At 72.1% G+C, this 23,659-nt stretch carries 20 protein-coding genes; 7 read left to right on the top strand and 13 right to left on the bottom strand.

The features are described 5' to 3' along the window. Positions 1-12 precede the first annotated feature (12 nt). Together A6P39_RS09285 and A6P39_RS09280 are read right to left on the bottom strand one after the other, a co-directional pair. Positions 13-1,362 (bottom strand): MFS transporter, encoded by a 1,350-nt coding sequence (locus tag A6P39_RS09285; protein WP_067054003.1) that lies wholly within the window; start codon positions 1,360-1,362, stop codon positions 13-15. Next, positions 1,359-1,934 (bottom strand): TetR/AcrR family transcriptional regulator, encoded by a 576-nt coding sequence (locus A6P39_RS09280; protein ID WP_067054001.1) that lies wholly within the window; start codon positions 1,932-1,934, stop codon positions 1,359-1,361. Before A6P39_RS09280 ends, A6P39_RS09285 begins: the two co-directional genes overlap by 4 nt. Before the next feature lie 97 nt (positions 1,935-2,031). On the opposite strand from A6P39_RS09280, the gene A6P39_RS09275 reads away from it, so the two are divergent. Further along, positions 2,032-2,472, top strand: coding sequence for a PPOX class F420-dependent oxidoreductase (locus A6P39_RS09275; RefSeq protein WP_067053999.1), 441 nt, complete (start codon positions 2,032-2,034; stop codon positions 2,470-2,472). A gap of 169 nt (positions 2,473-2,641) precedes the next feature. On the opposite strand, the gene A6P39_RS09270 is transcribed toward A6P39_RS09275, so the two are convergent. Continuing rightward, on the bottom strand, positions 2,642-3,520 hold the full coding sequence (locus A6P39_RS09270; RefSeq protein WP_067053998.1) for an NAD(P)-dependent oxidoreductase: 879 nt from the start codon (positions 3,518-3,520) through the stop codon (positions 2,642-2,644). A gap of 100 nt (positions 3,521-3,620) precedes the next feature. Between A6P39_RS09270 and A6P39_RS09265 the strand changes: the two genes are divergently transcribed. Together A6P39_RS09265 and A6P39_RS09260 are read left to right on the top strand one after the other, a co-directional pair. Beyond that, positions 3,621-4,223 (top strand): TetR/AcrR family transcriptional regulator, encoded by a 603-nt coding sequence (locus A6P39_RS09265; protein ID WP_067053997.1) that lies wholly within the window; start codon positions 3,621-3,623, stop codon positions 4,221-4,223. Positions 4,224-4,311: 88 nt separating this feature from the next. Continuing rightward, entirely contained in the window at positions 4,312-4,653 is a 342-nt protein-coding gene (locus tag A6P39_RS09260; RefSeq protein WP_067053996.1) for a VOC family protein, read from the top strand. Between the two features lie 75 nt (positions 4,654-4,728). Here A6P39_RS09260 and A6P39_RS09255 read toward each other — a convergent pair whose 3' ends face one another. Both A6P39_RS09255 and A6P39_RS09250 read right to left on the bottom strand, forming a co-directional pair. Beyond that, positions 4,729-6,081, bottom strand: coding sequence for an MFS transporter (locus A6P39_RS09255; protein WP_067053994.1), 1,353 nt, complete (start codon positions 6,079-6,081; stop codon positions 4,729-4,731). Positions 6,082-6,264: 183 nt separating this feature from the next. Beyond that, positions 6,265-6,930, bottom strand: coding sequence for a TetR family transcriptional regulator (locus tag A6P39_RS09250; RefSeq protein WP_067053993.1), 666 nt, complete (start codon positions 6,928-6,930; stop codon positions 6,265-6,267). A gap of 162 nt (positions 6,931-7,092) precedes the next feature. On the opposite strand from A6P39_RS09250, the gene A6P39_RS09245 reads away from it, so the two are divergent. The 3 genes from A6P39_RS09245 (at position 7,093) to A6P39_RS09235 (ending at position 11,873) form a co-directional block, all read left to right on the top strand. Continuing rightward, positions 7,093-7,989: a shikimate dehydrogenase gene (locus tag A6P39_RS09245; RefSeq protein ID WP_067053992.1), complete on the top strand. Its 897-nt coding sequence runs from the start codon at positions 7,093-7,095 to the stop codon at positions 7,987-7,989. Next, complete coding sequence (locus A6P39_RS09240; RefSeq protein WP_067053991.1) at positions 7,986-9,779, top strand: sugar phosphate isomerase/epimerase and 4-hydroxyphenylpyruvate domain-containing protein; 1,794 nt, start codon at positions 7,986-7,988, stop codon at positions 9,777-9,779. The genes A6P39_RS09245 and A6P39_RS09240 overlap by 4 nt, the downstream gene beginning before the upstream one ends. Before the next feature lie 171 nt (positions 9,780-9,950). Then, positions 9,951-11,873, top strand: a complete 1,923-nt coding sequence (locus A6P39_RS09235; protein ID WP_079133727.1) for an ArnT family glycosyltransferase — start codon at positions 9,951-9,953, stop codon at positions 11,871-11,873. 34 nt (positions 11,874-11,907) lie between these two features. Here A6P39_RS09235 and A6P39_RS09230 read toward each other — a convergent pair whose 3' ends face one another. The 7 genes from A6P39_RS09230 to tkt form a co-directional block, all read right to left on the bottom strand. Further along, the gene (locus A6P39_RS09230; protein WP_067053989.1) at positions 11,908-12,501 is read right to left on the bottom strand and encodes a histidine phosphatase family protein; all 594 of its coding nucleotides are present in this window, start codon (positions 12,499-12,501) and stop codon (positions 11,908-11,910) included. Positions 12,502-12,507: 6 nt separating this feature from the next. Continuing rightward, positions 12,508-13,386, bottom strand: a complete 879-nt coding sequence (gene gnd / locus A6P39_RS09225) for a phosphogluconate dehydrogenase (NAD(+)-dependent, decarboxylating) (RefSeq protein WP_067053988.1) — start codon at positions 13,384-13,386, stop codon at positions 12,508-12,510. 2 nt (positions 13,387-13,388) lie between these two features. Beyond that, positions 13,389-15,050 (bottom strand): glucose-6-phosphate isomerase, encoded by a 1,662-nt coding sequence (gene pgi, locus A6P39_RS09220; protein WP_067053987.1) that lies wholly within the window; start codon positions 15,048-15,050, stop codon positions 13,389-13,391. Between the two features lies 1 nt (position 15,051). Further along, positions 15,052-15,978 carry a glucose-6-phosphate dehydrogenase assembly protein OpcA gene (gene opcA / locus A6P39_RS09215; protein WP_067053986.1) on the bottom strand — a complete coding sequence of 309 codons (927 nt, stop codon included), beginning with the start codon at positions 15,976-15,978 and terminating at the stop codon, positions 15,052-15,054. Next, a complete protein-coding gene (gene zwf, locus A6P39_RS09210) occupies positions 15,975-17,591 on the bottom strand; it encodes a glucose-6-phosphate dehydrogenase (RefSeq protein ID WP_067053985.1) in 1,617 nt (538 codons plus the stop codon). Before zwf ends, opcA begins: the two co-directional genes overlap by 4 nt. Next, positions 17,588-18,733 carry a transaldolase gene (gene tal, locus A6P39_RS09205; protein ID WP_067053984.1) on the bottom strand — a complete coding sequence of 382 codons (1,146 nt, stop codon included), beginning with the start codon at positions 18,731-18,733 and terminating at the stop codon, positions 17,588-17,590. Before tal ends, zwf begins: the two co-directional genes overlap by 4 nt. A 66-nt stretch (positions 18,734-18,799) precedes the next feature. Then, on the bottom strand, positions 18,800-20,875 hold the full coding sequence (gene tkt / locus A6P39_RS09200; protein WP_067053982.1) for a transketolase: 2,076 nt from the start codon (positions 20,873-20,875) through the stop codon (positions 18,800-18,802). A gap of 146 nt (positions 20,876-21,021) precedes the next feature. Between tkt and A6P39_RS09195 the strand changes: the two genes are divergently transcribed. Further along, positions 21,022-21,939: a helix-turn-helix domain-containing protein gene (locus A6P39_RS09195; protein WP_067053979.1), complete on the top strand. Its 918-nt coding sequence runs from the start codon at positions 21,022-21,024 to the stop codon at positions 21,937-21,939. Positions 21,940-22,011: 72 nt separating this feature from the next. Here A6P39_RS09195 and A6P39_RS09190 read toward each other — a convergent pair whose 3' ends face one another. Further along, a complete protein-coding gene (locus A6P39_RS09190; RefSeq protein WP_067053978.1) occupies positions 22,012-23,418 on the bottom strand; it encodes a glycoside hydrolase family 16 protein in 1,407 nt (468 codons plus the stop codon). Between the last annotated feature and the right edge of the window lie 241 nt (positions 23,419-23,659).

Raw genomic sequence — 23,659 nt, 5'->3', positions numbered from 1 at the left:
CGCACCCCGTCCTCATCGTCGCGCAGGAACACCGTCCGGAAGGTGATCTTCGGCAGCCGGTGTGACCGACGCGACGCCGACCGCCCCGGGCAGCGCCCGGGCCGACGGCACGCCCAGCCCGGCGAGGGCCGCCAAGGCGAGCAGCGCCGGCCCGGTCCCGGCGCCCAGCAGCGCGCTCGCGGCGGCCACGCCCACGGCCGGCCCCACGTTCAGCGCGGTCTGCTGGAGCCCGCCCGCGACCCCCGCCACGGCCGCCTCCGCCTCGGTCACGACCACATGGGTGGCCGCCACCATCACCGCCCCGAACCCGGCGCCCAGCAGCGCGAACCCACAGCCGAACACCGGCGCGGACCCGGCCCGGGACAGCACCAGAACTCCGGCCGCGAGCACGGCCGTCGCCGCCCCCGTCGTACCGCGCGCCCCGAACCGGCGCAGCAGCACCGGGCACAGCGCGGCGGAGCCCACCATCAGCACCGCCAGCGGCAGACTGCGCACCGCGCTCTCCAACGGATCGAGGCCGAGGCCGCGTTGGAGCACGTACGTGACCACGAAGAGGGTGCCGAACATGGATGCCGACACCGCCACCAGGACGCCGATCGCCGCCCCTACCGCCCGCGAGCCGACCACGCCCGGCGGCAGCAGCGGACACGCCGTACGCCGCTCGTGCCGGACGAGGACGGCGCCTGCGGCCCCGGCGAGCACGAGACCGGCCCAGGAGACGGCCCCGGCCGTCAGCGCGTGCACCAGGCAGGCCAGGGTGAGCGCGAGCAGCACCGCACCCGGCACGTCCAGCCCGCCCCGGGCGCCGGCCGGTGACCGACCTGGGCGCAGCACAGCCGGCAGACCGAAGGCGAGCGCGGGCAGCACGTTCACGAAGAACACCGCCCGCCAGCCCAGATGCGTCACCAGCGCCCCGCCCACGAGCGGCCCCGTTGCCGCCGCCAGCCCGATCGCCGCCGTCCGCACGGCGAGCGGCCTCGCCAGCACAGGAGGCGGGAACGCGGCCCGCAGCATGCCCAGCGTGGCCGGCTGCAACAGCGCCCCGAACACCCCCTGCACCGCCCGCAGTCCGATCACCCACCCCACACCGGGCGCGAGACCGATGCCCGCCGACGCCGCCCCGAACCCCAGCATCCCGAGCCCGAACACCCGCCGGTGCCCGTAGCGGTCACCGAGCCGTCCCGCGAACACCAGCAGGCTCGCCACCGCGACCAGATACGCCGTACTGGTCCACTGCACCTCGGCGAACGTCGCGCCCAACTCCCTTTGCAGACGCGGCTGCGCGACCGTGAGGACCGTACCGTCCAGGGCGACGGCCACCGCTCCCGCCACACTGCTCGCGAGCGTCCACCGCCGGTTCACCGGCCGTCCTCCGCGCCCAGATGCGCCGCCAGCGCCGCATCGAGCAGCGGAGCGAAGTCCTCGTCACCGACGGCCAGTTGGAGACTGCGCCAGCGCAACAGCTGGGCGATCCCGTGCAGGTTCGCCCACAGTGCGCCCGCCGCCTGTCGCGCATCGGCCTGCGGCCGCACCTCGGCGACCAGCCCGGCGAGCAGCTCGAACAACGGAAGACTCGTCTCCCGCAGCCCCAAGTGCCCGCTCTCCAAGAGATCGTGACGGAACATCAGCTCGTACATGCCGGGGTTGTCCAGCGCGAACTCCAGATACGTCCGCGCCAGCACGGCCACCCGCGTGCGGGGGTCGGCGGTAGCGGGCTTCCCGTGCACCTGCCCTGCCAGGTCGGCGAAGCCCCGGCGCGCGATGGCGGACAGCAGCTCCAGATGGGTGGGGAAGTAGCGGCGCGGCGCCCCGTGCGAGACCCCGGCACGCCGGGCGATCTCCCGCAAGGTCAGCGCCGGCAGCCCCTCGGCGGCCAGCAGTTCCACCCCCGCGTCGACCAGACGCTCCCGCAACCCGCTGTCGGACTCTGTCATGGACACTGTCTACCAGGCGCGAGTAGACAGTGTCTACCACTCGTCCGGCGTACGGCCCGGGGGAATGCGGGCGCCGCCACGGCGAGTTGACGGTGCTATGACCGACGACTCCACTCACGACGCGCTGACCGAACTGCTCTCCGCAGGCAACGGCGGCATCCTGGTCACCCTCAAGCAGGACGGCCGCCCCCAGCTGTCCAACGTCAGCCACGCCTACTATCCCGACGAACGCACCATCCGCATCTCGGTCACCGACGACCGCGCCAAGACCCGCAACCTGCGCCGCGACCCCCGCGCCTCCTACCACGTCACCAGCGCCGACCGCTGGGCGTACACCGTCGCAGAGGGCACGGCCGAACTGAGCCCGGTCGCCCAGGACCCGCACGACGAGACGGTCGAGGAACTCATCCGGCTCTACCGCGACGTCCTCGGCGAACACCCCGACTGGGACGACTACCGGGCGGCGATGGTCCGCGACCGCCGACTGGTGGTACGGCTGCGGGTGGAGCGGGTGTACGGGATCCCGAAGAAGGAGTGACTGTCGGCAGTCTGCGATCCACCGCCGCCGGTCGAGGATCTACCGCATACCGCATACCGCATGCTGCATGGCGCCTGCGGTGTATCGCATACCGTCTGCGATTGGCCGCCGTCGTCTCCCGTCTACCGTCTACCGTCTACCGTCTACCGGTCCACTGTCTCGTCTCCCGTTACGCTCCCGCGGCCGTCCGTGCCTCGATCGCCCGTAGTACGGCGACCATGTCCTCGCCGCCGTACCCCTGCGCCACGGTCTCCTCGAACAGCGCGTGGCACGCGTCGAGGAGAGGCGAGGCCAGGTGGGCCCTGCGGGCGGTCTCCGCGATGAGGCGGTTGTTCTTCAGGACGTCCAGAGCGGCCGCCTGCACCGTGAAGTCCCGCTCGCGCAGCTTCGGCGCCTTCATCCGGGAGACCGGGCTGGCCATGGGGCCCACGTCGAGGACGTCGAGGAACAGGCGGCGGTCCAGGCCCTGTCGCTCGGCGAAGTGGTAGGCCTCGGTCAATCCGGTGACCAGGGTGATCAGGAACAGGTTGACGGCGAGTTTCATCAGCAAGGCGCCGGGGGCGGGTCCGCAGGCGAAGGTCTCCCGGCACAGGGGTGCGAGCAGGGGGCGTACGGCGGCCACGGTGCCCGCGTCGCCGGCGAGCAGCGCGACCAGCCGGCCCTCCTCGGCCGGGACCCGCGATCCGGAGACGGGTGCCTCGACGTAGTGGCCGCCGGCGGCGCCGACGTCGTGCTCCAGGGCGTGGGAGTACTCGGGGGACGTCGTGCCCATGTGGACCACGGTGTGTCCCGCGACGCGGGCGGTGAAGGCGGGTGTGCCGCGGGCGAGGACGGTGTCGACCGCGGCCTCGTCGGCGAGCATCAGCAGCACCACGTCCGCCCGCGCGAACACCTCGCCGGCGTCCGCGGCGACTTCGGCACCGGCGGCTCGCAGGGGTGCGGTGCGTTCCGGCGTGCGGTTCCAGACCACGAGGGGAGTGCCGGCCGAGGCCAGGCGCAGTGCCATGGGCCGGCCCATCACTCCGAGTCCGATGAAGCCGACGTTCACGGGACCGTCCTTCCCTCATGCGAGTCTATGACCGCTGTCATAGTAGCCGCCGTTATGACGGTGGTCATAGAGTGGGCGGGGCGAGGAACGGAGGCCGGTGATGGGTGAGGCAGGGGCACGGTGGGGCCCGCGGGAGCGGATGGTCTTCAGCGCGGCCCAGCTGATCCGGCGTGACGGGGTCGCCGCGACCGGTATGCGCGAGGTGGCCGCCCATGCCGGCGCACCGCGCGGCTCCCTCCAGCATTACTTCCCGGGCGGCAAGGAACAGCTGGTCAACGAGGCGGTCGGGTGGGCCGGACGGTACGCGGGCAAGCGGATCCAGCGCTTCGTCGCGAGCCTGGACGAGCCGAGCCCGAGCGCCCTGTTCGCGGCGATGGTCGCGCAGTGGAGCGACGAGTACGCGGCGGAGGGCTTCGCCGGGGGCTGCCCGGTGGCCGCCGTCACGGTCGAGTGCGCGGCGGCGGGCGGCTCGGCCCGCGAGGCGGTGGCCGCGGCGTTCACCACCTGGCGGGAGCCGCTCGCCGAGGCCCTCGTAGGCCTGGGGGTCCCCGTGGTCCGCGCCGAGGCCCTGGCCACGCTGATGATCAGCACCCTGGAGGGCGCGATCATCCTGGCGCGCGCCGAGAAGGACGTACGGCCGCTGCGGACGGTCGTGGCGGAACTCGGCCCCCTGCTCGACGCGGCGGTGGCCCCGGCCGCATGAGCGCGGTCCGTGCGGTGAACGCGGACGGACGGCGGGTCGCGGGGCGCAGGTGCTTGTCCGGCTCGGCCCGCCGCACTAGCCTCCGCGCGTGATCAACGGTGCACATGTGGTGCTCTACAGCCAGGATCCGGAGGCGGACCGGGCGTTCCTGCGCGGCACCCTCTGCTGGAACTACGTCGACGCCGGCCGCGGATGGCTCATCTTCAAGGCGCCGCCCGCCGAGGTGGCCTGCCACCCCGCCGACGGTGAACCCTCGCACGAGCTGATGCTCATGTGCGACGACCTGGATGCGACCCGGCGTCAACTCGCGGACCGGGGAGCGGAGTTCAGCCGTCCGGTGGAGGAGGCCCGTTGGGGCCGGGTGACCGCCGTCCGGCTGCCGGGCGGCGGCGAACTCGCGCTGTACGAGCCGCGCCATCCGCACCCATAGCGTCCCCGGCCTCTGGCCTCCGGTCCCCGGCCGGCCACGATCCCGGCCCCGGCCCCGGCCCGGGTGTGTCTCGTCTCAGGCGGTGACCCGCTCCGTCCGCGCCGGAGGCCGGCCCGTCCGCTCTCCGAGCAGTTCCGCCGGGACGGTGTGGGTCTCGCGGGCCGTGAGCGCGGCGACGGCCGGCGGCACGCACAGCGCGGCCGTGAACAGGGCCACCGCCGCCCAGTCGTCGCCGCCCGGGCCGGCGATCTCGGCGGCGAAGGTGACCGCGAACCCGGCCACCGCGAAGCCGGTCTGGGTGCCGATCGCCACGCCGGACAGCCGGACCCGGGTCGCGAACATCTCGCCGTAGAACGCGGGCCACACGCCGTTCGCGGCGCTGTAGAGCACACCGAAGGCGACGATGCCGAGGGCCAGGGTCAGCGGGTAGGAGCCGGTGGAGATCGCCCACAGATAGCCGGCCATCGCCGCCGCGCTGCCGACCGCGCCGATCAGGAACACCGGGCGGCGCCCGATACGGTCCGACAGCGTCGCCCACAGCGGGATCGCGGCCAGCGCCACCAGGTTGGCGAGGGCGCCCGCCCACAGCATCGACGTACGGGACATGCCGACCGCGTCGCTGGTGGCGTACGCCAGCGCCCACACCGTGAAGATCGTGCTGACCGAGGCGATGAGCGCACCCGCGATCACCCGCAGGACGTCCGCCCAGTGCTCGCGCAGCAGCACCGCGAGCGGCAGCCGGACCACGCCCTCGCCGGCCGCCTGCTTCGCGAAGGCCGGGGTCTCGGGCAGCCGGCGCCGGATGACGTAGCCCGCGACGGCGACCGCCACGCTCAGCCAGAACGGCACCCGCCAGCCCCAGGAGAGCAGTTGGCCCTCGGGCAGCCGGGCAACCGGGACGAAGACGACAGTGGCGATGAGCTGGCCGCCCTGGGTGCCGCTGAGCGTGAAACTGGTGAAGAACCCGCGCCGGTGTTCCGGCGCGTGTTCCAGGCTCATGGAACTGGCGCCGGCCTGCTCGCCGGCCGCCGATATGCCCTGCAGGACACGGCAGAGCACGAGCAGGACGGGGGCGAGCGGACCGGCCTGGGCGCGGGTGGGCAGACAGCCGATCAGGAAGGTCGACAGGCCCATCAGGAGCAGGGTGAACACCATGATCTTCTTGCGGCCGAGCCGGTCGCCGACGTGCCCGAGGACCAGGGCGCCGAGCGGCCGGGCGGCGTAGGCGACGCCGAAGGTGGCCAGCGAGAGCAGGGTGGCGGTGGCCGGGTCGGAGGCGTCGAAGAACACCTTCGGGAAGATCAGTGCGGCGGCGCTGCCGTAGACGAAGAAGTCGTAGTACTCGAGCGCGCTGCCGATCCAGGCGGCCGTCGCCGCCTTCCAGGGCTGGCCGGGAGGGGCGTCGGGGGCGGGTGCGGGGACGGGCACGGCGGTGCTCCTTCGGGGGGACTCCACCCTGCGGGGGAGTGAGCGGCGGAGGGACGCAACGACGGGTGGGGCCGGGTCTCGGCCGCTAATTAACCCACTGGATAGTTAGTTGTGGTGGGTGGGATGTTGCGCCGGTGTTTCCCACGTGTCAAGAGTCCCCGCAGGCGTCCTCGGGTGCGGACGTCAGCCGCCGGCCCGTTCCGCCGTCAGGTAGGCGATCACCATGTCGCCGAGCATGGTGCGGTAGTGCTCGCGCCGGCCGGGGTCGGCGAGGTCGCGGCCGAACAGGGCGCCGAAGGTGTGCCGGTTGGCGACCCGGAAGAAGCAGAACGAGCTGATCATCGCGTGCAGGTCGACCGCGTCCACGTCGGCCGTGAACAGCCCGGACTCCTGTCCGGCGGCGAGGATGCGGCGGATCACGTCCAGGGCCGGGGAGCTGATCCTCCCGAGTCTCCCGGAGGCCGCGATGTGCTCGGCGCCGTGGATGTTCTCGATGCTGACCAGGCGGATGAAGTCCGGGTGCTGCTCGTGGTGGTCGAGGGTCACCTCCGCCAGGCGCCGGATCGCCGCGACCGGATCCAGGTGCTCGACGTCGAGCTGCTGCTCGGCCTCGCGGATCACGCCGTAGGCCCGCTCCAGCACGGCCGTGAACAGCTGTTCCTTGCCGCCGAAGTAGTAGTAGATCATCCGCTTGGTGGTGCGGGTGCGGGCCGCTATCTCGTCGACCCGGGCGCCGTCGTAGCCGGCCCGCGCGAACTCCTGGGTGGCCACGTCGAGGATCTCGGCCCGGGTGCGGGCGGCGTCGCGCGTCCGCCCGCCGGGGCGCAGGGGTTCTTCGGCGCTGGTCATCGGTTTCCTTCGGGCCGGGGACGCCTGGGCGGAGCGCTCGTGGGCGGTGCCGGTGATTGTAGAAGCAGCGCCCCGGGTGCCGCCGGGGGCTTCCTCGCCGGGTCCGGCTGCTGATATAGGTAACGTACTGGTTCGTACATTAGCGCCGTCTGGGAGGTCCGCGTGGCCAAGGACTCGTATCTCGTCGGGCTGGTCGGGGCCGGCATAGGTCCCTCGCTCAGCCCCGCCCTGCACCAGCGGGAGGCGGACCGGCAGGGCCTGCGCTACCTCTACCGGCTCCTCGACCTCGACGTCCTCGGCATCGCACCCCACGCGGCCGGCGAGCTGGTCCGGGCCGCCCGCGACCTCGGCTTCGACGGGCTGAACGTCACCCACCCCTGCAAGCAGCTCGTCCTCGAGCACCTGGACGCGATCGATCCGCGGGCCGAGGCGCTCGGCGCGGTCAACACCGTCGTCTTCGACGCGGGCGGCCGGGCCGTGGGGCACAACACCGACGTCACCGGCTTCGCCGCGTCCTTCGCCCGCGGCCTGCCGGACGCCCCGCTGGAGCGGGTCGTCCAGCTCGGCGCGGGCGGCGCGGGGGCCGCCGTGGCACACGCCGTGCTCACGCTGGGCGCCGGGCGGGTCACCGTGGTCGACGCGCTCGAGGGCCGGGCCGCCGCGCTCGCCGAGTCCCTCGTCCGGCACTTCGGCCCCGGCCGGGCCGAGGCCGCCCCGCCCGATCAGCTGCCCGTGCTGCTGGCGCAGGCGGACGGTGCGGGGGGCCTGGTGCACGCGACCCCCACGGGTATGGCCGCGCACCCCGGACTCCCCCTTCCCGCGGAGCTGCTGCGGCCCGGGTCATGGGTCGCGGAGGTCGTGTACCGGCCGCTGGAGACGGAGCTGGTGCGTCTGGCCCGGGAGCGCGGGTGCGCCGTTGTGCCCGGGGGCGGGATGGCCGTGTTCCAGGCCGCCGACGCCTTCCGGCTGTTCACGGGACTCGAGCCGGACAGCGCCCGGATGCTGGCCGACTTCGAGGAGCTGGCCGGGGCGGAGCGGTCGGGGAGCGTGGCCGGATGAAGCGCACCAGCATCGCCACCGTCTGTCTGAGCGGCTCCCTCACCGAGAAGCTCACCGCCGCGGCCCGCGCCGGGTTCGACGGGGTGGAGATCTTCGAGAACGATCTCCTCGCCAGCCCCCTGACCCCTGAGGAGATCCGCGCCCGGTGCGCCGATCTCGGACTGCGGATCGAGCTGTACCAGCCGATGCGGGACGTCGAGGCCGTCCCGCACGAGGTCTTCACGGCGAACCTGCGGCGCGCCCGGCACAAGTTCGACCTCATGCGGCGGCTCGGCGCCGACACCGTGCTCGTGTGCTCCAGCGTCTCCCCGCTCGCCCTGGACGACGACGGCCTCGCCGCCGAGCAGCTGGCCGAACTGGCCGGTCTGGCACGGGAGTCCGGGGTGCGGGTGGCGTACGAGGCGCTGGCCTGGGGGCGGCATGTGAACACGTACGACCATGCGTGGCGCATCGTCGAGGCCGCCGGGCACCCGGCGCTCGGCACCTGCCTGGACAGCTTCCACATTCTCTCCCGGGGCTCGGACCCCCGGGGCATCGCGGAGATACCCGGCGAGAAGATCTTCTTCCTGCAGCTGGCCGACGCGCCGCTGCCGGCCATGGACGTTCTCCAGTGGAGCCGTCATCACCGCTGCTTCCCGGGCCAGGGCGGCCTCGACGTCGCCGGGCTGCTGCGGCACGTGCTCGACGCCGGGTACGGGGGGCCGCTGTCGCTGGAGGTCTTCAACGACGTCCACCGGCAGGCGGACGCCGGATCCACCGCCGTGGACGCGCACCGGTCCCTGCTGCTGCTCCAGGAGGCCGCGGGCACGGCCGAGCTGCCGCCGCCGGCCGTCCCCACCGCGGTGGCCTTCGCCGAGCTTCGCACGCCGGACGCCGAGCCCGTCACCGCGCTGCTGAGGGCCCTCGGCTTCACCCGCACCGCCCGGCACCGCGGCAAGCCCGTCGACCTGTGGGAGCGCGGGGAGGCCCGGATCCTGGTCAACACAGCCGCCCCCGACCGCCGCGAGGGCACCCGGCTCGCCGCGATCGGACTCGCCTGCCCGGACCCCGCCGCTGCCGCCCGCCGCGCGGAGGCCCTGCACGCCCCCGTCCTGCCCCGCCGCCGCGCCCCCGAGGACGCCCCGCTCGACGCGGTCGCCGCACCCGACGGCACGCAGTTGTTCCTCCTGGCCACCGGAGAGTCCCAACTGCCCGACTGGCGCGGCGACTTCACCGGCCTGCCGGACGTCCCGGAGCCCGCCCGCGGCACCCGTGTCGACCATCTCGCCCTCACCCAGCCCTGGCACCACTTCGACGAGGCGACGCTGTTCCTCCGCGGCGTCCTCGGCCTGGACGCCCAGGAGAGCGTCGACCTCGCCGACCCCTACGGGCTGCGGCGCAGCCGGGCCGTCGCGAGCGCCGACGGCAGCGTGCGCATCGCCCTCACCGTCGGCGCCGCGCCCGCCGACGAGACCGTGCACGCCGCGCACATCGCGCTGGCCACCGACGACGTGGTGGCCGCGGCCCGCGCCTTCCGCGCGGCCGGCGGCCGGCTGCTGCGGGTGCCGGGCAACTACCACGACGACCTCGCCGCCCGATTCGAGTTCGCCGAAGGCGAGTTGGAGACCTACCGGGACCTGGGCATCCTCTACGACCGGGACGCGGGCGGCGCCTTCAGGCACTGCTACACCGAGACCGTCGGCCGGGTCTTCTTCGAACTCGTCCAGCGCGATCCGGGCCACCAGGGCTACGGCGCCGCGAACGCGCCGGTGCGGCTCGCGGCCCAGCACACGGGACGGCTCTTGCACTGAGCTGACCGGCCTCTTACTGGATTGCCCGCAGGGGTGAGAGGCCGGTGAGACCTCCACCGGGTTCAGATCCCATTCAGGCTCCGTACATGTCGGCAGGCGGATACTCCGCAAGATCCGGTATGCGCGCTGCGCCCGGATCACCGCGTTTTCCGGGAGCCCGAAAGGCCGTTCATGCTGAGCACCCCCACCGAGTCGGTCGTCCGGGACGGCGGGCCGCCGACCGAGCCCGCGCCCCGCCCGCGTACCAGCAGGTACGAGCGTCCGGTGCTGGTGGCCATAGCCGCACTCGCCGCGCTGCTGTCCCTGTGGGGCCTGAACCACAGCTCCTACCACGGCTTCTACGCCGCCGCGGTGCGCAGCATGACGGACAACCCGGTCGCGTTCCTCTACGGCTCCTTCGACCCGGGCAACACCCTCACGATCGACAAGCTGCCCGGCTTCCTGTGGCCGCAGGCCCTGTCGGCGCTGGTGTTCGGCTTCCACCCGTGGGCGCTGGTGCTGCCGCAGGCCCTCGAGGGCGTGGCCTCGGTGGTCCTGCTCCATGTGGTGGTACGGCGCTGGGCGGGCGTGCCGGCCGGGCTGCTGGCGGCCGCCTTCCTCGCCCTCACCCCCGTGACCGTGGGGCTCGGGCGCTCCGTCACCGAGGACGCACCGTTCGTGCTGCTGCTCCTGCTGGCCGCCGAGGCCACCTCGCGGGCGACCGAGCGGGGCAGGACGGGCCCGCTGCTGCTCGCCGGGTTCTGGGTGGGCGTGGCCTTCCAGTGCAAGATGCTGGAGGCCTGGGCGGTGCTGCCCGCGCTCGCCGCCACCTACCTGGTCGCCGCGCCCCGCAGCCTGCGCCGCCGCCTGCGTGACCTGGCCCTCGCCGCCGCCGTGATGTTCGCGGTGTCGGTGTCGTGGATGGTGGTGGCCGCCCTCACCCCGGGCTCCGCCCGGCCGTACCTCGACGGCACCACCGACAACTCGCCGTTCAGCCTGGTCGTCGGCTACAACTTCCTCACCCGGTTCAACGCGGTCGGCGTCGACGCGGCCGGCACGGGCAGTGTCGCGCCCAACCAGAGCCTCAGGGCGGCCGGTTCGGGCCCCGGCATGGGCGACAGCGTGTGGAAGATGTTCAGCCCCGGACTCGCCACGCAGACCGGGTGGCTCTATCCGCTGGCCGCACTCGGGCTCGCCGGCGGCGCGGTGGCCCTGTGGCGGCGGCGCGCGGCCCGCACGGACCGCGTGCTCGCGGGCCAGGTGCTGTGGGGTGTGTGGCTGGCGACGTTCTTCCTCGTCTTCAGCTTCGGCAGCGTCACGGGCCACACCTACTACATGGGCGTGGTCGCGGTGCCGCTCGCCGCGTTCGCCGGCGCCGGCGTCGTCAAGGCGCGGCGGGCGGGCCTCAGGGGCGGTGGGCGGGCCTGGGTGCTGCCGGTGGCGCTCGCCGCGAACGCCGCCTGGTGCGTGACGCTGACGCTGTGGTACCCGCGCTTCCTGCCCTGGTCGGCCCCCACCGCCGTCGCCCTCGGGGTGGTTGCGCTGGTCCTGACCGCGATCCGCAGCCGCCCGCGCGTGGCCGGCGCCGGTCTGGCACTGGGCCTGGCCGCGGTCCTGCTGGTGCCGGCCGCGTGGTCGGCGTCGGCGCTGTCGCTGCGCTACAACCAGCCCGGCTCGCTGGCCCGCGTCGGCCCCAGCAGCAGCCGGCCCGGCAACCCGCTCGCACGGCTCGCCCCCGCCCAGCGGAGCATGCTCGGCTATCTCACCGCGCACCGCGGCGGCGCCGAGTACCTGGCCGCGATCCCCGGCTGGTGGTCCGCCGCGCCCTACGTCATCTCGGCCAACGCACGCGTCATGCCCATGGGCGGCTTCACCGGACGGGTCCCCTACCCCTCGTCCGCCCGCTTCCACCGGCTGATCGACTCCGGCCGGCTGCGCTACGTCGTCCTGTCGCGGGCCGAGGTCCTGGCCGGTCACCGGCACCGGGACCGCACGCCGGTCGGCGGGCTCGTGCGCTGGACGAGCGGCCACTGCACGCTCGTCCCGGCGGCCGCGTACGGCTCCCGCGACCTGGCGCACCGGCTGTACGACTGCGGCCCGGCCCACCAGAGGTGAACCGGGCCACGTCACAAGGGGGTCGAGGGGCCCGTCAGGGCCTCTTGTTCCACTCGGCGATCACGGGCCGCCCGTGCTCGGTGGACAGCCGGCTGACCGTGCCGGTGGCCAGCTGGAACAGCCGGCCCTCGGCGGGCGCGAGGCCCAGTCGGCGGGCGGTGAGCACGCGCAGGAAGTGGGCGTGGGCGACGAGGACCACATCGCCCGCGTCCTCGGCGAGCGCCGCCTCGACACGGGTCAGCACCCGGTCCGCGCGGGCGCCGATCCGCTCGGGCGACTCGCCCGGATGACCTTCGGGGCCGGGCGGCACCCCGTCGGTCCACAGGTCCCAGCCGGGGCGCGAGCGGTGGATGTCGGCAGTGGTGACGCCCTCGTAGCCGCCGTAGTCCCACTCGTGCAGATCGGGGTCCGCCACGACCCCGGTCAGGCCCGCCAGTTCGGCGGTGCGTATCGCGCGGCCCAGCGGGCTGGCCAGCGCCAGGGCGTAGGTCCGTGCGGTGAGGAGCGGGGCGAGGGACTTGGCCTGTTCCTCGCCGTGCTCGGTCAGGGGCAGGTCGGTCCAGCTCGTGTGCTGGCCCGACCGGCTCCACTGCGTCTCACCGTGGCGGACCAGCAGAAGGTCTGCCACGGTGGTTCAGTCCTTCTTCTCGACGGCGTGGCCGCCGAACTGGTTGCGCAGCGCGGCGATCATCTTCATCTGCGGGGAGTCGTCCTGCCGCGAGGCGAACCGGGCGAACAGCGACGCCGTGATCGCCGGCAGCGGTACGGCGTTGTCGATGGCCGCCTCGACCGTCCAGCGGCCCTCGCCGGAGTCCTCCGCGTAGCCGCGCAGCTGCTCAAGGTGCTCGTCCTCGTCCAGCGCGTTGACCGCGAGGTCGAGGAGCCAGGAGCGGATGACCGTCCCTTCCTGCCAGGAACGGAACACCTCGCGGACGTTCTCCACGGAGTGCACCTTCTCCAGCAGCTCCCAGCCCTCGGCGTAGGCCTGCATCATGGCGTACTCGATGCCGTTGTGGACCATCTTCGAGAAGTGCCCGGCGCCGACCCGGCCCGCGTGGACATAGCCGTAGGGGCCCTCCGGCTTGAGCGCCTCGAAGATCGGCTTCAGGGCCTCCACCTGCTCCTTGTCGCCGCCGACCATGAGCGCGTAGCCGTTCTGCAGACCCCACACACCGCCGGAGACGCCGGCGTCCACGAAGCCGATGCCCTTGATGGCGAGCGCGGCGGCGTGCTTCTCGTCGTCGGTCCAGCGGGAGTTGCCGCCGTCGATCACCGTGTCGCCGGGCTCGAGCAGGTCGCCGAGTTCGTCGACGACGGTCTGGGTGGCGGTGCCGGCCGGGACCATCACCCAGATGTGGCGGGGCGCGTCGAGCTTCTCGACCAGTTCGGCGAGGGACTTGACGTCGGAGACGTCGGGGTTGCGGTCGTAGCCGATGACGGTGTGGCCGGCGCGGCGGATCCGCTCGCGCATGTTGCCGCCCATCTTGCCGAGACCGATGAGACCGAGCTGCATGATCAGTTCACTTCCGATGCGTTCTTGAGAGTGCGGTAGGCGGCGACGAGGGCCTTGGACGAGGGGTCGAGACCGGGTACGTCCGCGCCCTCGGTCAGGGCGGGTTCGACCCGCTTGGCGAGGACCTTGCCGAGTTCGACGCCCCACTGGTCGAAGGAGTCGATGTTCCAGATCGCGCCCTGCACGAACACCTTGTGCTCGTACAGGGCGATCAGCTGGCCGAGCACCGACGGGGTCGGCTCGGCGGCCAGGATCGTGGTGGTGGGGTGGTCGCCGTGGAAGGTGCGGTGCGCCACCTGTGCCTCGGGCACGCCCTCCGCGCGGACCTCCTCGGCGCTCTTGCCGAAGGCGAGGGCCTGGGTCTGGGCGAAGAAGTTGGCCATCAACAGGTCGTGCTGCGCCTTGAGTTCACCGCTCAGCTCGCCGGCCGGGCGGGCGAAGCCGATGAAGTCCGCGGGGATCAGCTTGGTGCCCTGGTGGATCAACTGGTAGTAGGCGTGCTGCCCGTTGGTGCCCGGCGTGCCCCACACGACCGGGCCGGTCTGCCACTGCACCGGGGTGCCGTCGCGCTGCACCGACTTGCCGTTGGACTCCATGTCCAGCTGCTGCAGGTAGGCGGTGAACTTCGACAGGTAGTGGCTGTAGGGCAGCACCGCGTGCGACTGCGCGTCGAAGAAGTCGCCATACCACACGCCCAGCAGGCCGAGCAGCAAAGGCGCGTTGGCCTCGGCGGGCGCGGTGCGGAAGTGCTCGTCGACCAGGTGGAAGCCGTCGAGCATCTCGCGGAACCGCTCCGGGCCGATGGCGATCATCAGCGAGAGGCCGATCGCGGAGTCGTACGAGTAGCGGCCGCCGACCCAGTCCCAGAACTCGAACATGTTGTCCGGGTCGATACCGAATTCGGTGACCTTCCCGGCGTTCGTGGACAGCGCCACGAAGTGCCGGGCGACGGCCTTGTCGTCGCCGTCGAAGGCCTTGAGCAGCCAGGAGCGCGCCGAGGTCGCGTTGGTGATCGTCTCGATCGTCGTGAACGTCTTGGACGCGACGATGAACAGGGTCTCCGCCGGGTCCAGGTCGCGGGTGGCCTCGTGCAGGTCGGCACCGTCCACGTTGGACACGAACCGGACCGTCAGCTCCCGGGCGGTGTACGGGCGCAGCGCCTCGTACGCCATCGCGGGGCCGAGGTCGGAGCCGCCGATGCCGATGTTGACGACGTTCCTGATCCGCTTGCCGGTGTGGCCGGTCCACTCGCCCGAGCGGACCCGGTCGGCGAAGCGCGCCATCTTGTCGAGGACGGCGTGCACCTTCGGCACGACGTTCTCGCCGTCGACCTCGATCACCGCCTCGCGCGGGGCGCGCAGCGCGGTGTGCAGCACGGCCCGGTCCTCGGTGACGTTGATCTTCTCGCCGCGGAACATGGCGTCCCGCAGGCCGAACACGCCGGTGGCGGTGGCGAGTTCGGTCAGCAGAGCCAGGGTCTCGTCGGTGATCAGGTGCTTGCTGTAGTCGATGTACAGGTCGCCGACCCGTACGACGTACCGCTCGGCGCGGCCGGGGTCCCGCGTGAACAGGTCGCGCAGGTGCGGTCGGCCCGCGGCGCGGTGGTCGGCGAGGGCCGCCCACTCGGGCCGGTTGGTGAGCTGGGGATGATCGGACGCTGCCATGTCAGGCGTTCTCCTTGGTGGCCTCGCCCTTCAGGGCGATGGCGTACATCTCGTCGGCGTCGAGGCGGCGCAGCTCCTCGGCGATGAGTTCGGAGGTGGGGCGGACCTTCAGGGCGAGGGTGCGCGGCGGCTGGCCCGGCAGGGTCAGCGTCGCGAGCGGCCCCTCGGGCCGGTCGATGACGATCTCGCCGTTCGCGGTGCCGAGGCGTACGGCGGTGACGACCGGGCCGGCGGTGACCACGCGGTCCACGGGCACGTTCAGCCGGGCCTCCAGCCAGCGCGAGAGCAGCTCCGCGCTGGGGTTGTCGGCCTCGGCCTCGACGGCCGCCGACGTCACCTGGGTGCGGGCCTGGTCCAGGGCGGCGGCCAGCATCGAGCGCCACAGCGTGAGCCGGGTCCAGGCGAGGTCGGTGTCGCCGGGGGCGTAGTTGCGGGCCCGGGTCTGCAGGACTTCCATCGGCCGCTCGACGGCGTACAGGTCGGTGATCCGGCGCTGGGCGAGCGCGCCGAGCGGGTCCTTGGACGGGGTGTCGGGCGCTTCCACCGGCCACCACACGACGACCGGCGCGTCCGGCAGCAGCAGCGGCAGGACGACCGAGTCGGCGTGGTCGGACACCTCGCCGTAGGTGCGCAGCACGACCGTCTCGCCCGTGCCGGCCTCGGAGCCGACCCGGACCTCGGCGTCCAGCCGGGAGTGGGTGCGGTCGCGCAGGGTACGGGCGTGCCGCTTGATGACGACCAGGGTCCGCGAGGGGTGCTCGTGCGAGGCCTCCTCGGCGGCCTTGATCGAGTCGTAGGCGTTCTCCTCGTCCGTGACGATGACCATCGTCAGGACCATGCCCACGGCCGGGGTGCCGATGGCGCGGCGGCCCTGCACCAACGCCTTGTTGATCTTGCTTGCCGTGGTGTCGGTCAGGTCGATCTTCATGGCCTGCGCCAGCTCCGTCCGTCTCGTGCGAGCATCTCGTCGGCTTCGGTCGGTCCCCAGCTGCCCGACGCGTACTGCGCCGGCCTGCCGTGTGCCGTCCAGTACTCCTCGATCGGGTCGAGGATCTTCCAGGACTCTTCCACTTCCTGGTGACGGGGGAACAAATTCGCGTCGCCGAGCAGCACGTCCAGGATGAGCCGCTCGTACGCCTCCGGGCTCGACTCGGTGAACGACTCGCCGTAGGCGAAGTCCATCGACACGTCACGGATCTCCATCGAGGTGCCCGGCACCTTCGAGCCGAAGCGGACGGTCATGCCCTCGTCGGGCTGGACGCGGATGACGATCGCGTTCTGGCCCAGCTCCTCCGTCGCGGTGGAGTCGAAGGGGGAGTGCGGGGCCCGCTTGAAGACCACCGCGATCTCGGTGACCCGGCGGCCCAGGCGCTTGCCGGTGCGCAGGTAGAAGGGGACGCCCGCCCAGCGGCGGTTGTCGATGCCGAGCTTGATGGCCGCGTAGGTGTCGGTCTTCGACTTGGGGTCGATGCCCTCCTCCTGGAGGTAACCGATCACCTTCTCGCCGCCCTGCCAGTCCTCGGCGTACTGGCCGCGCACGGTGTGCCTGCCCAGGTCCTCCGGCAGCCGCACCGACTTGAGCACCTTCAGCTTCTCGGTGAGCAGCGCGTCCGCGTCGAAGGCGATCGGCTCCTCCATGGCCGTGAGGGCCATGAGCTGGAGCAGGTGGTTCTGGATGACGTCACGGGCGGCGCCGATGCCGTCGTAGTAGCCGGCCCGGCCGCCGATGCCGATGTCCTCGGCCATGGTGATCTGCACGTGGTCGACGTAACTGCGGTTCCAGATCGGCTCGTACATCTGGTTGGCGAAGCGCAGCGCCAGGATGTTCTGGACCGTCTCCTTGCCGAGGTAGTGGTCGATGCGGAACACCTGGTCCGGCCCGAACACGTCGTGCACGATCGCGTTCAGCTCGCGGGCGCTGGCCAGGTCGTGGCCGAACGGCTTCTCGATGACCGCGCGCCGCCAGGAACCCTTGGACGGGGAGGCCAGGCCGTGCTTCTTCAGCTGCTGCACGACCTTCGGGAAGAACTTCGGCGGCACCGAGAGGTAGAACGCGAAGTTCCCGCCGGTGCCGCGGGAGGCGTCCAGCTCCTCCACGGCGTCCTTGAGCTGCTTGAAGGCGGTGTCGTCGTCGAAGTCGCCCGGGATGAACCGCATGCCCTCGGCGAGCTGCTGCCACACCTCCTCACGGAACGGGGTGCGGGCGTGCTCGCGCACCGAGTCGTGCACGACCTGCGCGAAGTCCTGGTCCTCCCACTCGCGGCGGGCGAAGCCGACCAGCGAGAAGCCCGGCGGCAGCAGACCGCGGTTGGCCAGGTCGTACACGGCCGGCATCAGCTTCTTGCGGGACAGGTCACCGGTCACACCGAAGATGACCAGGCCGGAGGGGCCGGCGATGCGCGGCAGCCGGCGGTCGCGGGCATCGCGCAGCGGGTTCTCCCAGTCGGCGGCCGGGCCCACCGGCACGGTCGCCTCCGCCGGCACCTTCGCCGGCGCCTTCGCCTTCGCGGGTGCCGCAGCGGCGGGTGCGTTCTCGGTCATCGGGCGTCAACTCCCTTGCTCTTCAGGGACTTCGCAACAGCGTCCAGCAGGTCCTGCCAGGCCGCCTCGAACTTGGCGACGCCCTCGTCCTCCAGCTGCTGGACGACCTCGTCGTAGGAGACACCGAGCGCCTGCACGGCGGCCAGGTCGGCGCGGGCCCGGGCGTAGCCGCCGGTCACCGTGTCGCCGGTGATCTCGCCGTGGTCGGCGACCGCGTTCAGCGTGGCCTCCGGCATGGTGTTGACCGTGCCCGGCGCGACCAGCTCGTCCACGTACAGGGTGTCCTTGTACGCGGGATCCTTCACCCCGGTGGACGCCCACAGCGGACGCTGCTTGTTCGCCCCGTCCCCGCCGAGCGCCAGCCAGCGCTCCGAGGTGAAGACCTCCTCGTACGCCGCGTAGGCGAGCCGGGCGTTGGCGAGGGCCGCGCGGCCCTTGAGGGCGAGGGCCTCGTCGGTGCCGATCGCGGTCAGCCGCTTGTCGATCTCGGAGTCCACCCGGGAGACGAAGAAGGACGCCACCGAGTGGATCGTGGCGAGGTCGATGCCGCGCTCGCGGGCCTTCTCCAGGCCGGCCAGGTAGGCGGCCATCACCTCGCGGTAGCGCTCCAGGGAGAAGATCAGGGTCACGTTGACGCTGATGCCGAGGCCGATGACCTCGGTGATCGCCGGCAGTCCGGCCTTGGTCGCGGGGATCTTGATCATCACGTTGGGGCGGTCCACCAGCCAGGCCAGCTGCTTGGCCTCGGCGACCGTGGCCACCGTGTCGTGGGCGAGGCGCGGGTCGACCTCGATGGAGACGCGGCCGTCGCGCCCCTCGGAAGCGGTGTATACGGAATGCAGAATATCGGCGGCAGAACGCACGTCGGCGGTCGTCATCATCCGCACCGCCTCGTCCACCGTCACCCCGCGCACGGCGAGGTCGGTGAGCTGCTCCTCGTAGCCCTCGCCGGAGCCGATGGCGGCCTGGAAGATCGACGGGTTGGTGGTGACACCGACGACGTTCCTGTTCTCGATCAGGTCCGCCAGGTTGCCCGAGGCGATCCGCCCCCGCGACAGGTCGTCCAGCCAGACGGAGACCCCCTCGTCGGCGAGGCGCTTGAGGGCTCCGGCGGTGGCGATTGCTTCGGTCACGTCAGTCATCTTTCTTGTCTTCTCGCCGCGTTGTCTTGTCGCGGACGTATATCGCGGATTGTTGTCGAGTTCGGGTCAGGCGCGCGCGGCGGCGAGCGACGCGCGTGCCTGGGCGGCGACGTTCTCGGGGGTGAAGCCGAACTCGGCGAACAGGGTCCCCGCGTCGGCGGAGGCGCCGAAGTGCTCCAGGGAGACGATCCGGCCGGTGTCACCGACGTAGCGGTACCAGGTCAGACCGATCCCGGCCTCCACGGCGACCCGGGCCTTCACGGCCGGCGGCAGCACGGAGTCCTTGTAGGCCTGCTCCTGCTCCTCGAACCACTCCACGGACGGCATCGACACCACCCGCGTGCCGATCCCCTCCGCCTCCAGCGTCTCCCGCGCGGCCACGGCCACGTGCACCTCGGAACCCGTCGCGATGACGATCACCTCCGGGACCTCGGTCGAGGACTCGCGCAGCACGTAGCCGCCCTTGGCCGCGTCCTCGTTCGGCGCGTACACCGGCACGCCCTGGCGGGTGAGCGCGAGCCCGTGCGGGGCGGGGTTCACGGCGTGCCTCTTCAGGATCTCGGCCCAGGCCACCACGGTCTCGTTGGCGTCGGCCGGGCGGACGACGTTCAGGCCCGGGATCGCGCGCAGCGAGGCCAGGTGCTCGACCGGCTGGTGGGTCGGACCGTCCTCGCCGAGACCGATGGAGTCGTGCGTCCACACGTACGTCACCGGCAGCTGCATCAGCGCCGACATCCGCACGGCGTTGCGCATGTAGTCGGAGAACACCAGGAAGGTGCCGCCGTAGACGCGGGTGTTGCCGTGCAGGGCGATGCCGTTCATCTCCGCCGCCATGGAGAACTCGCGGATGCCGAAGTGGACGGTACGGCCGTACGGGTCGGCCTCGGGCAGCGGGTTGCCCTCCGGCAGGAAGGAGCTGGTCTTGTCGATGGTGGTGTTGTTGGAGCCGGCGAGGTCGGCGGAGCCGCCCCACAGCTCCGGGAGCACCGGGCCGAGCGCCTGCAGCACCTTGCCGGAGGCGGCACGGGTGGCGACCGGCTTGCCCTCCTCGAACACCGGCAGCGCGTCCTGCCAGCCCTCGGGCAGCTCGCCCTTGCCGACCCGCTCGAACAGCGCGGCCCGCGCCGGCCGGGCGGTGCGCCACTCGGCGATCCGCTTGTCCCAGGCCGCGTGCGCCTCCGCGCCCCGGTCCAGGGCCCGGCGGGTGTGCTCGAGGACCTCGTCCGCGACCTCGAAGGTCTGCTCGGGGTCGAAGCCGAGGAGCCGCTTGGTGGCGGCGATCTCGTCCTCGCCGAGCGCGGAGCCGTGGGAGGCCTCGGTGTCCCGGGCGTTCGGGGCGGGCCAGGCGATGATCGTGCGCATCGCGATGATCGAGGGCCGCCCGGTCTCGGCCTGCGCGGCCTTCAGCGCCGTGTACAGGGCCTCGGGGTCGACGTCGCCCTCGGCGGTCGGCTCGATGCGCTGGGTGTGCCAGCCGTAGGCCTCGTAGCGCTTCAGGACGTCCTCGGAGAAGGCGGTCGCGGTGTCGCCCTCGATGGAGATGTGGTTGTCGTCGTAGAGGAAGACCAGGTTGCCGAGCTTCTGGTGGCCGGCGAGCGAGGAAGCCTCGGCGGAGACGCCCTCCTCCAGGTCGCCGTCGGAGACGATCGCCCAGATGGTGTGGTCGAAGGGGGAGGTGCCCTCGGGGGCCTCGGGGTCGAACAGGCCGCGCTCGTAGCGGGCGGCCATCGCCATGCCGACGGCGTTGGCGGCACCCTGGCCGAGCGGGCCGGTGGTGGTCTCCACGCCCGCGGTGTGCCCGTACTCGGGGTGGCCGGGCGTCTTCGAGCCGTGCGTGCGGAACGCCTTCAGGTCGTCCAGCTCCACCTCGTACCCGGCGAGGAACAGCTGCGTGTACAGGGTCAGCGAGGTGTGGCCGGGGGACAGGACGAAGCGGTCACGGCCGGCCCACTCCGGGTCCGCCGGGTCATGACGCATCACCTTCTGAAAGATCGTGTACGCGGCAGGCGCCAGGCTCATCGCCGTGCCCGGGTGGCCATTGCCGACCTTCTGCACCGCGTCGGCCGCCAGCAGACGGGCCGTGTCGACGGCGCGCCGGTCGAGGTCGGTCCACTCGAAGCTGTCGGAAGTCTGCATGGTCATCTTCAAGAAGTCCTCGTTCAGTGCGGGATGGCTGGCCGGACGCGTTCAAACTTAAAAGTCTGACTTTTTCGAAGGAAGGTCGGGGTGTGTCAGTCTGTGGTGAATCTGGGACAGCGATCACGGAACAAGGACGGCGCGAACAGGACATGGCTGGCAGAACGCCACAAGCTGGCGACAGCGCTGCGGACGGCGACGGTGACGGCGGCGGAATCAGAACCTTCCCCTTCCCGACCGAGCTGGCCGTCGGCCGCGTCGGCATGCAGGTCGGCCCCATGGGGACCGGCCGCACCTGGCACGCCGACGCCCCGCTGGAACGCGTCCATCGCATCGACTTCCACGTCGTCATGCTCTTCACCGACGGCCCCGTACGCCACATGATCGACTTCGCCGAGTACGAGGCATCGGCCGGCGACCTGTTGTGGATCCGCCCCGGACAGGTCCACCGCTTCTCCCGGGAGTCCGCGTACCACGGAACCGTCCTGACCATGCAGCCCGGCTTCCTGCCCCGGGCCACCGTCGAGGCCACCGGCCTGTACCGCTACGACCTGCCGCCCCTGCTGCACCCCGACCCGGACCGGCTCGCCGCCCTCCAGGCCTCCCTCGACCAGCTGCAACGCGAGTACGAGGACACCGCGACGCTCCCGCTCAGCCTGCACACGGCCGTCCTCAGGCACACCCTCACCGCGTTCCTGCTCCGCCTCGCCCACCTCGCGGCCAGCTCCGCCGAGGCCTCACGGCAACAGACGGACAGCACCTTCACCCGGTTCCGCGACGCCGTGGAGCAGGACTTCGCCACCAACCACAGCGTCAGCGCCTACGCCGACGCCCTCGGCTACTCCCGCCGCACCCTCGTGCGCGCCGTCCGCGCGGCCACCGGCGAGACCCCGAAGGGATTCATCGACAAACGCGTCGTCCTCGAGGCCAAACGCCTCCTCGCCCACACCGACCTGCCGATCGGCCGCGTCGGCGCGGCCGTCGGCTTTCCCGACGCGGCGAACTTCTCCAAGTTCTTCCAGCTGCACACCGGCCGGACACCGGTGGGGTTCCGGGCGGAGCTGCGCTGAGAGGCGCGCGGACACGGAAAGCGGGTGGCTCCACGCACGCGCGCGCAGCCACCCGCCTTCTCCTCGGGTGTGTCAGTGCCCGAAGTCGAACCAGTTCACGTTCACGAAGTCCGCCGGCTGCCCGCTGGAGAACGTCAGATAGACATCGTGCGTGCCGGTCACGGAGCTGATGTTGGCCGGGATCGTCCGCCAGGACTGCCACCCGCCCGTGCCCGCCACCGCGAAGCTGCCGATCGGGGTGCTGGTGGGGCTGTCCAGGCGTACCTGGACCAGACCGCTCACCCCGGACGCGGCCCCGCTCGCCACCCGGGCGTAGAACTGCGTGGCCGGCGTCGATCCGAAGTCCACGCCCTTGTACAGTGCCCAGTCCCCGTTCGCGATGTAGCCGATGTCCTGGCCGCCACCGGTGTCCGTGGTGGTCTCGGTGGCGATGCCGGACTGGCCGTCGTAGGACTCGGCCTGGATCGGGCTGTAGGCATCCCGGTTGCCGGGGGGCGGGGTGGTGCTGCCGCCGCCGGACTGGAGCACCTGGACGTAGTCGACGGCCATCGGGTGGCCCGGGTCGGTGGCGCCGGTCGGGCCGCCGCCGAACGCCGCCGGGAAACCGCCGCCCATCGCCACGTTCAGGATGACGAAGAAGCCGTGGTTCGTGGCGTTGGCCCAGGTCGTCGCGTCCACCTGGTTCGCCGTGACCGTCTGGTAGCTGACGCCGTCGACGTAGAAGCGGATCGCCTCCGGGCTCACCGAGCGGTCCCACTCCATCGTGTAGGTGTGGAAGCCCGACTGACAGGTGGTGTTCGGGCACGCGGTGGAGTTGCCGAGGCCCGTGGTCTCGTTGCACGGGCCGCCGGGGCTGGTGCCGCAGTGCATGGTGGCCCAGGTCTTGTTCAGGCCGTTGACGTTCTCCATGATGTCCAGCTCGCCGACGCCGGGCCAGTTCTGGTAGTTGCCGCGATAGGGCGCGCCCAGCATCCAGAAGGCGGGCCAGTAGCCGGCGGCCGCGTCACCGGTCACGTTCGGCATCTGGATCCGGGCTTCCACGCGCAGCTTGCCGCCGGCCGGGGGCTGGAAGTCGGTGCGGGTGGTCTCGATCCGGCCTGAGGTCCAGTTGCCGGAGGCGTCGCGGCGCGGGGTGATGAGCAGGTCGCCGTTGCCGTCCAGGGCGACGTTGTTCGTGCTCGACGTCATCGTCTCGACTTCGCCGGTGCCCCAGTTGGCGGCCCCGCCCGGATACGAAGTCCCGGTGTCGTACTGCCAGTTGGAGGTGTTCACGCCGGAGCCGGCCGCGCCGTCGAAGTCGTCGAGGAAGACCTGCGTCCAGCCCGAGGGCGGTGTGGGCGCGGAGGCGTTCGCGGGTGTGCCGGCGGCCGTGGCGAGGGCCACGGACAGGCCGAGCGTGGCGACGACCGCGATGAGGGCGCGCCGCAGGGGGCGGGGGCGCGGGGGGTGCGGTCTGGGTATGCCGGAGGATGCGCTCATGGGGAGGCCTCTCGGGTACGGGGGTACGGGGGCGGGTGGGCTGTGAGAGCGCTCCCATGCCTCGCATGGCTGAGAGCGCTCTCAAGGTGCCGCCAATGTGCTCCCCGCCCCTGCGGCCGTCAAGCCTTGAAACAAGGAAAGTCCTTGATTCACGGGGGAGTTCACGGGGTGAAGCCACCCGTACCGGCTCAGAGTGCGCTGCCCGCCTGCCACTCGGCCCACGACAGCTTCCAGCCGTTGA

This window comes from Streptomyces sp. FXJ1.172 (genome assembly GCF_001636945.3).
Lineage (GTDB): Bacteria > Actinomycetota > Actinomycetes > Streptomycetales > Streptomycetaceae > Streptomyces.
The sequence above is the reverse complement of the archived record's forward strand: the minus strand, read 5'-3'. Positions and strand labels throughout refer to the sequence as shown.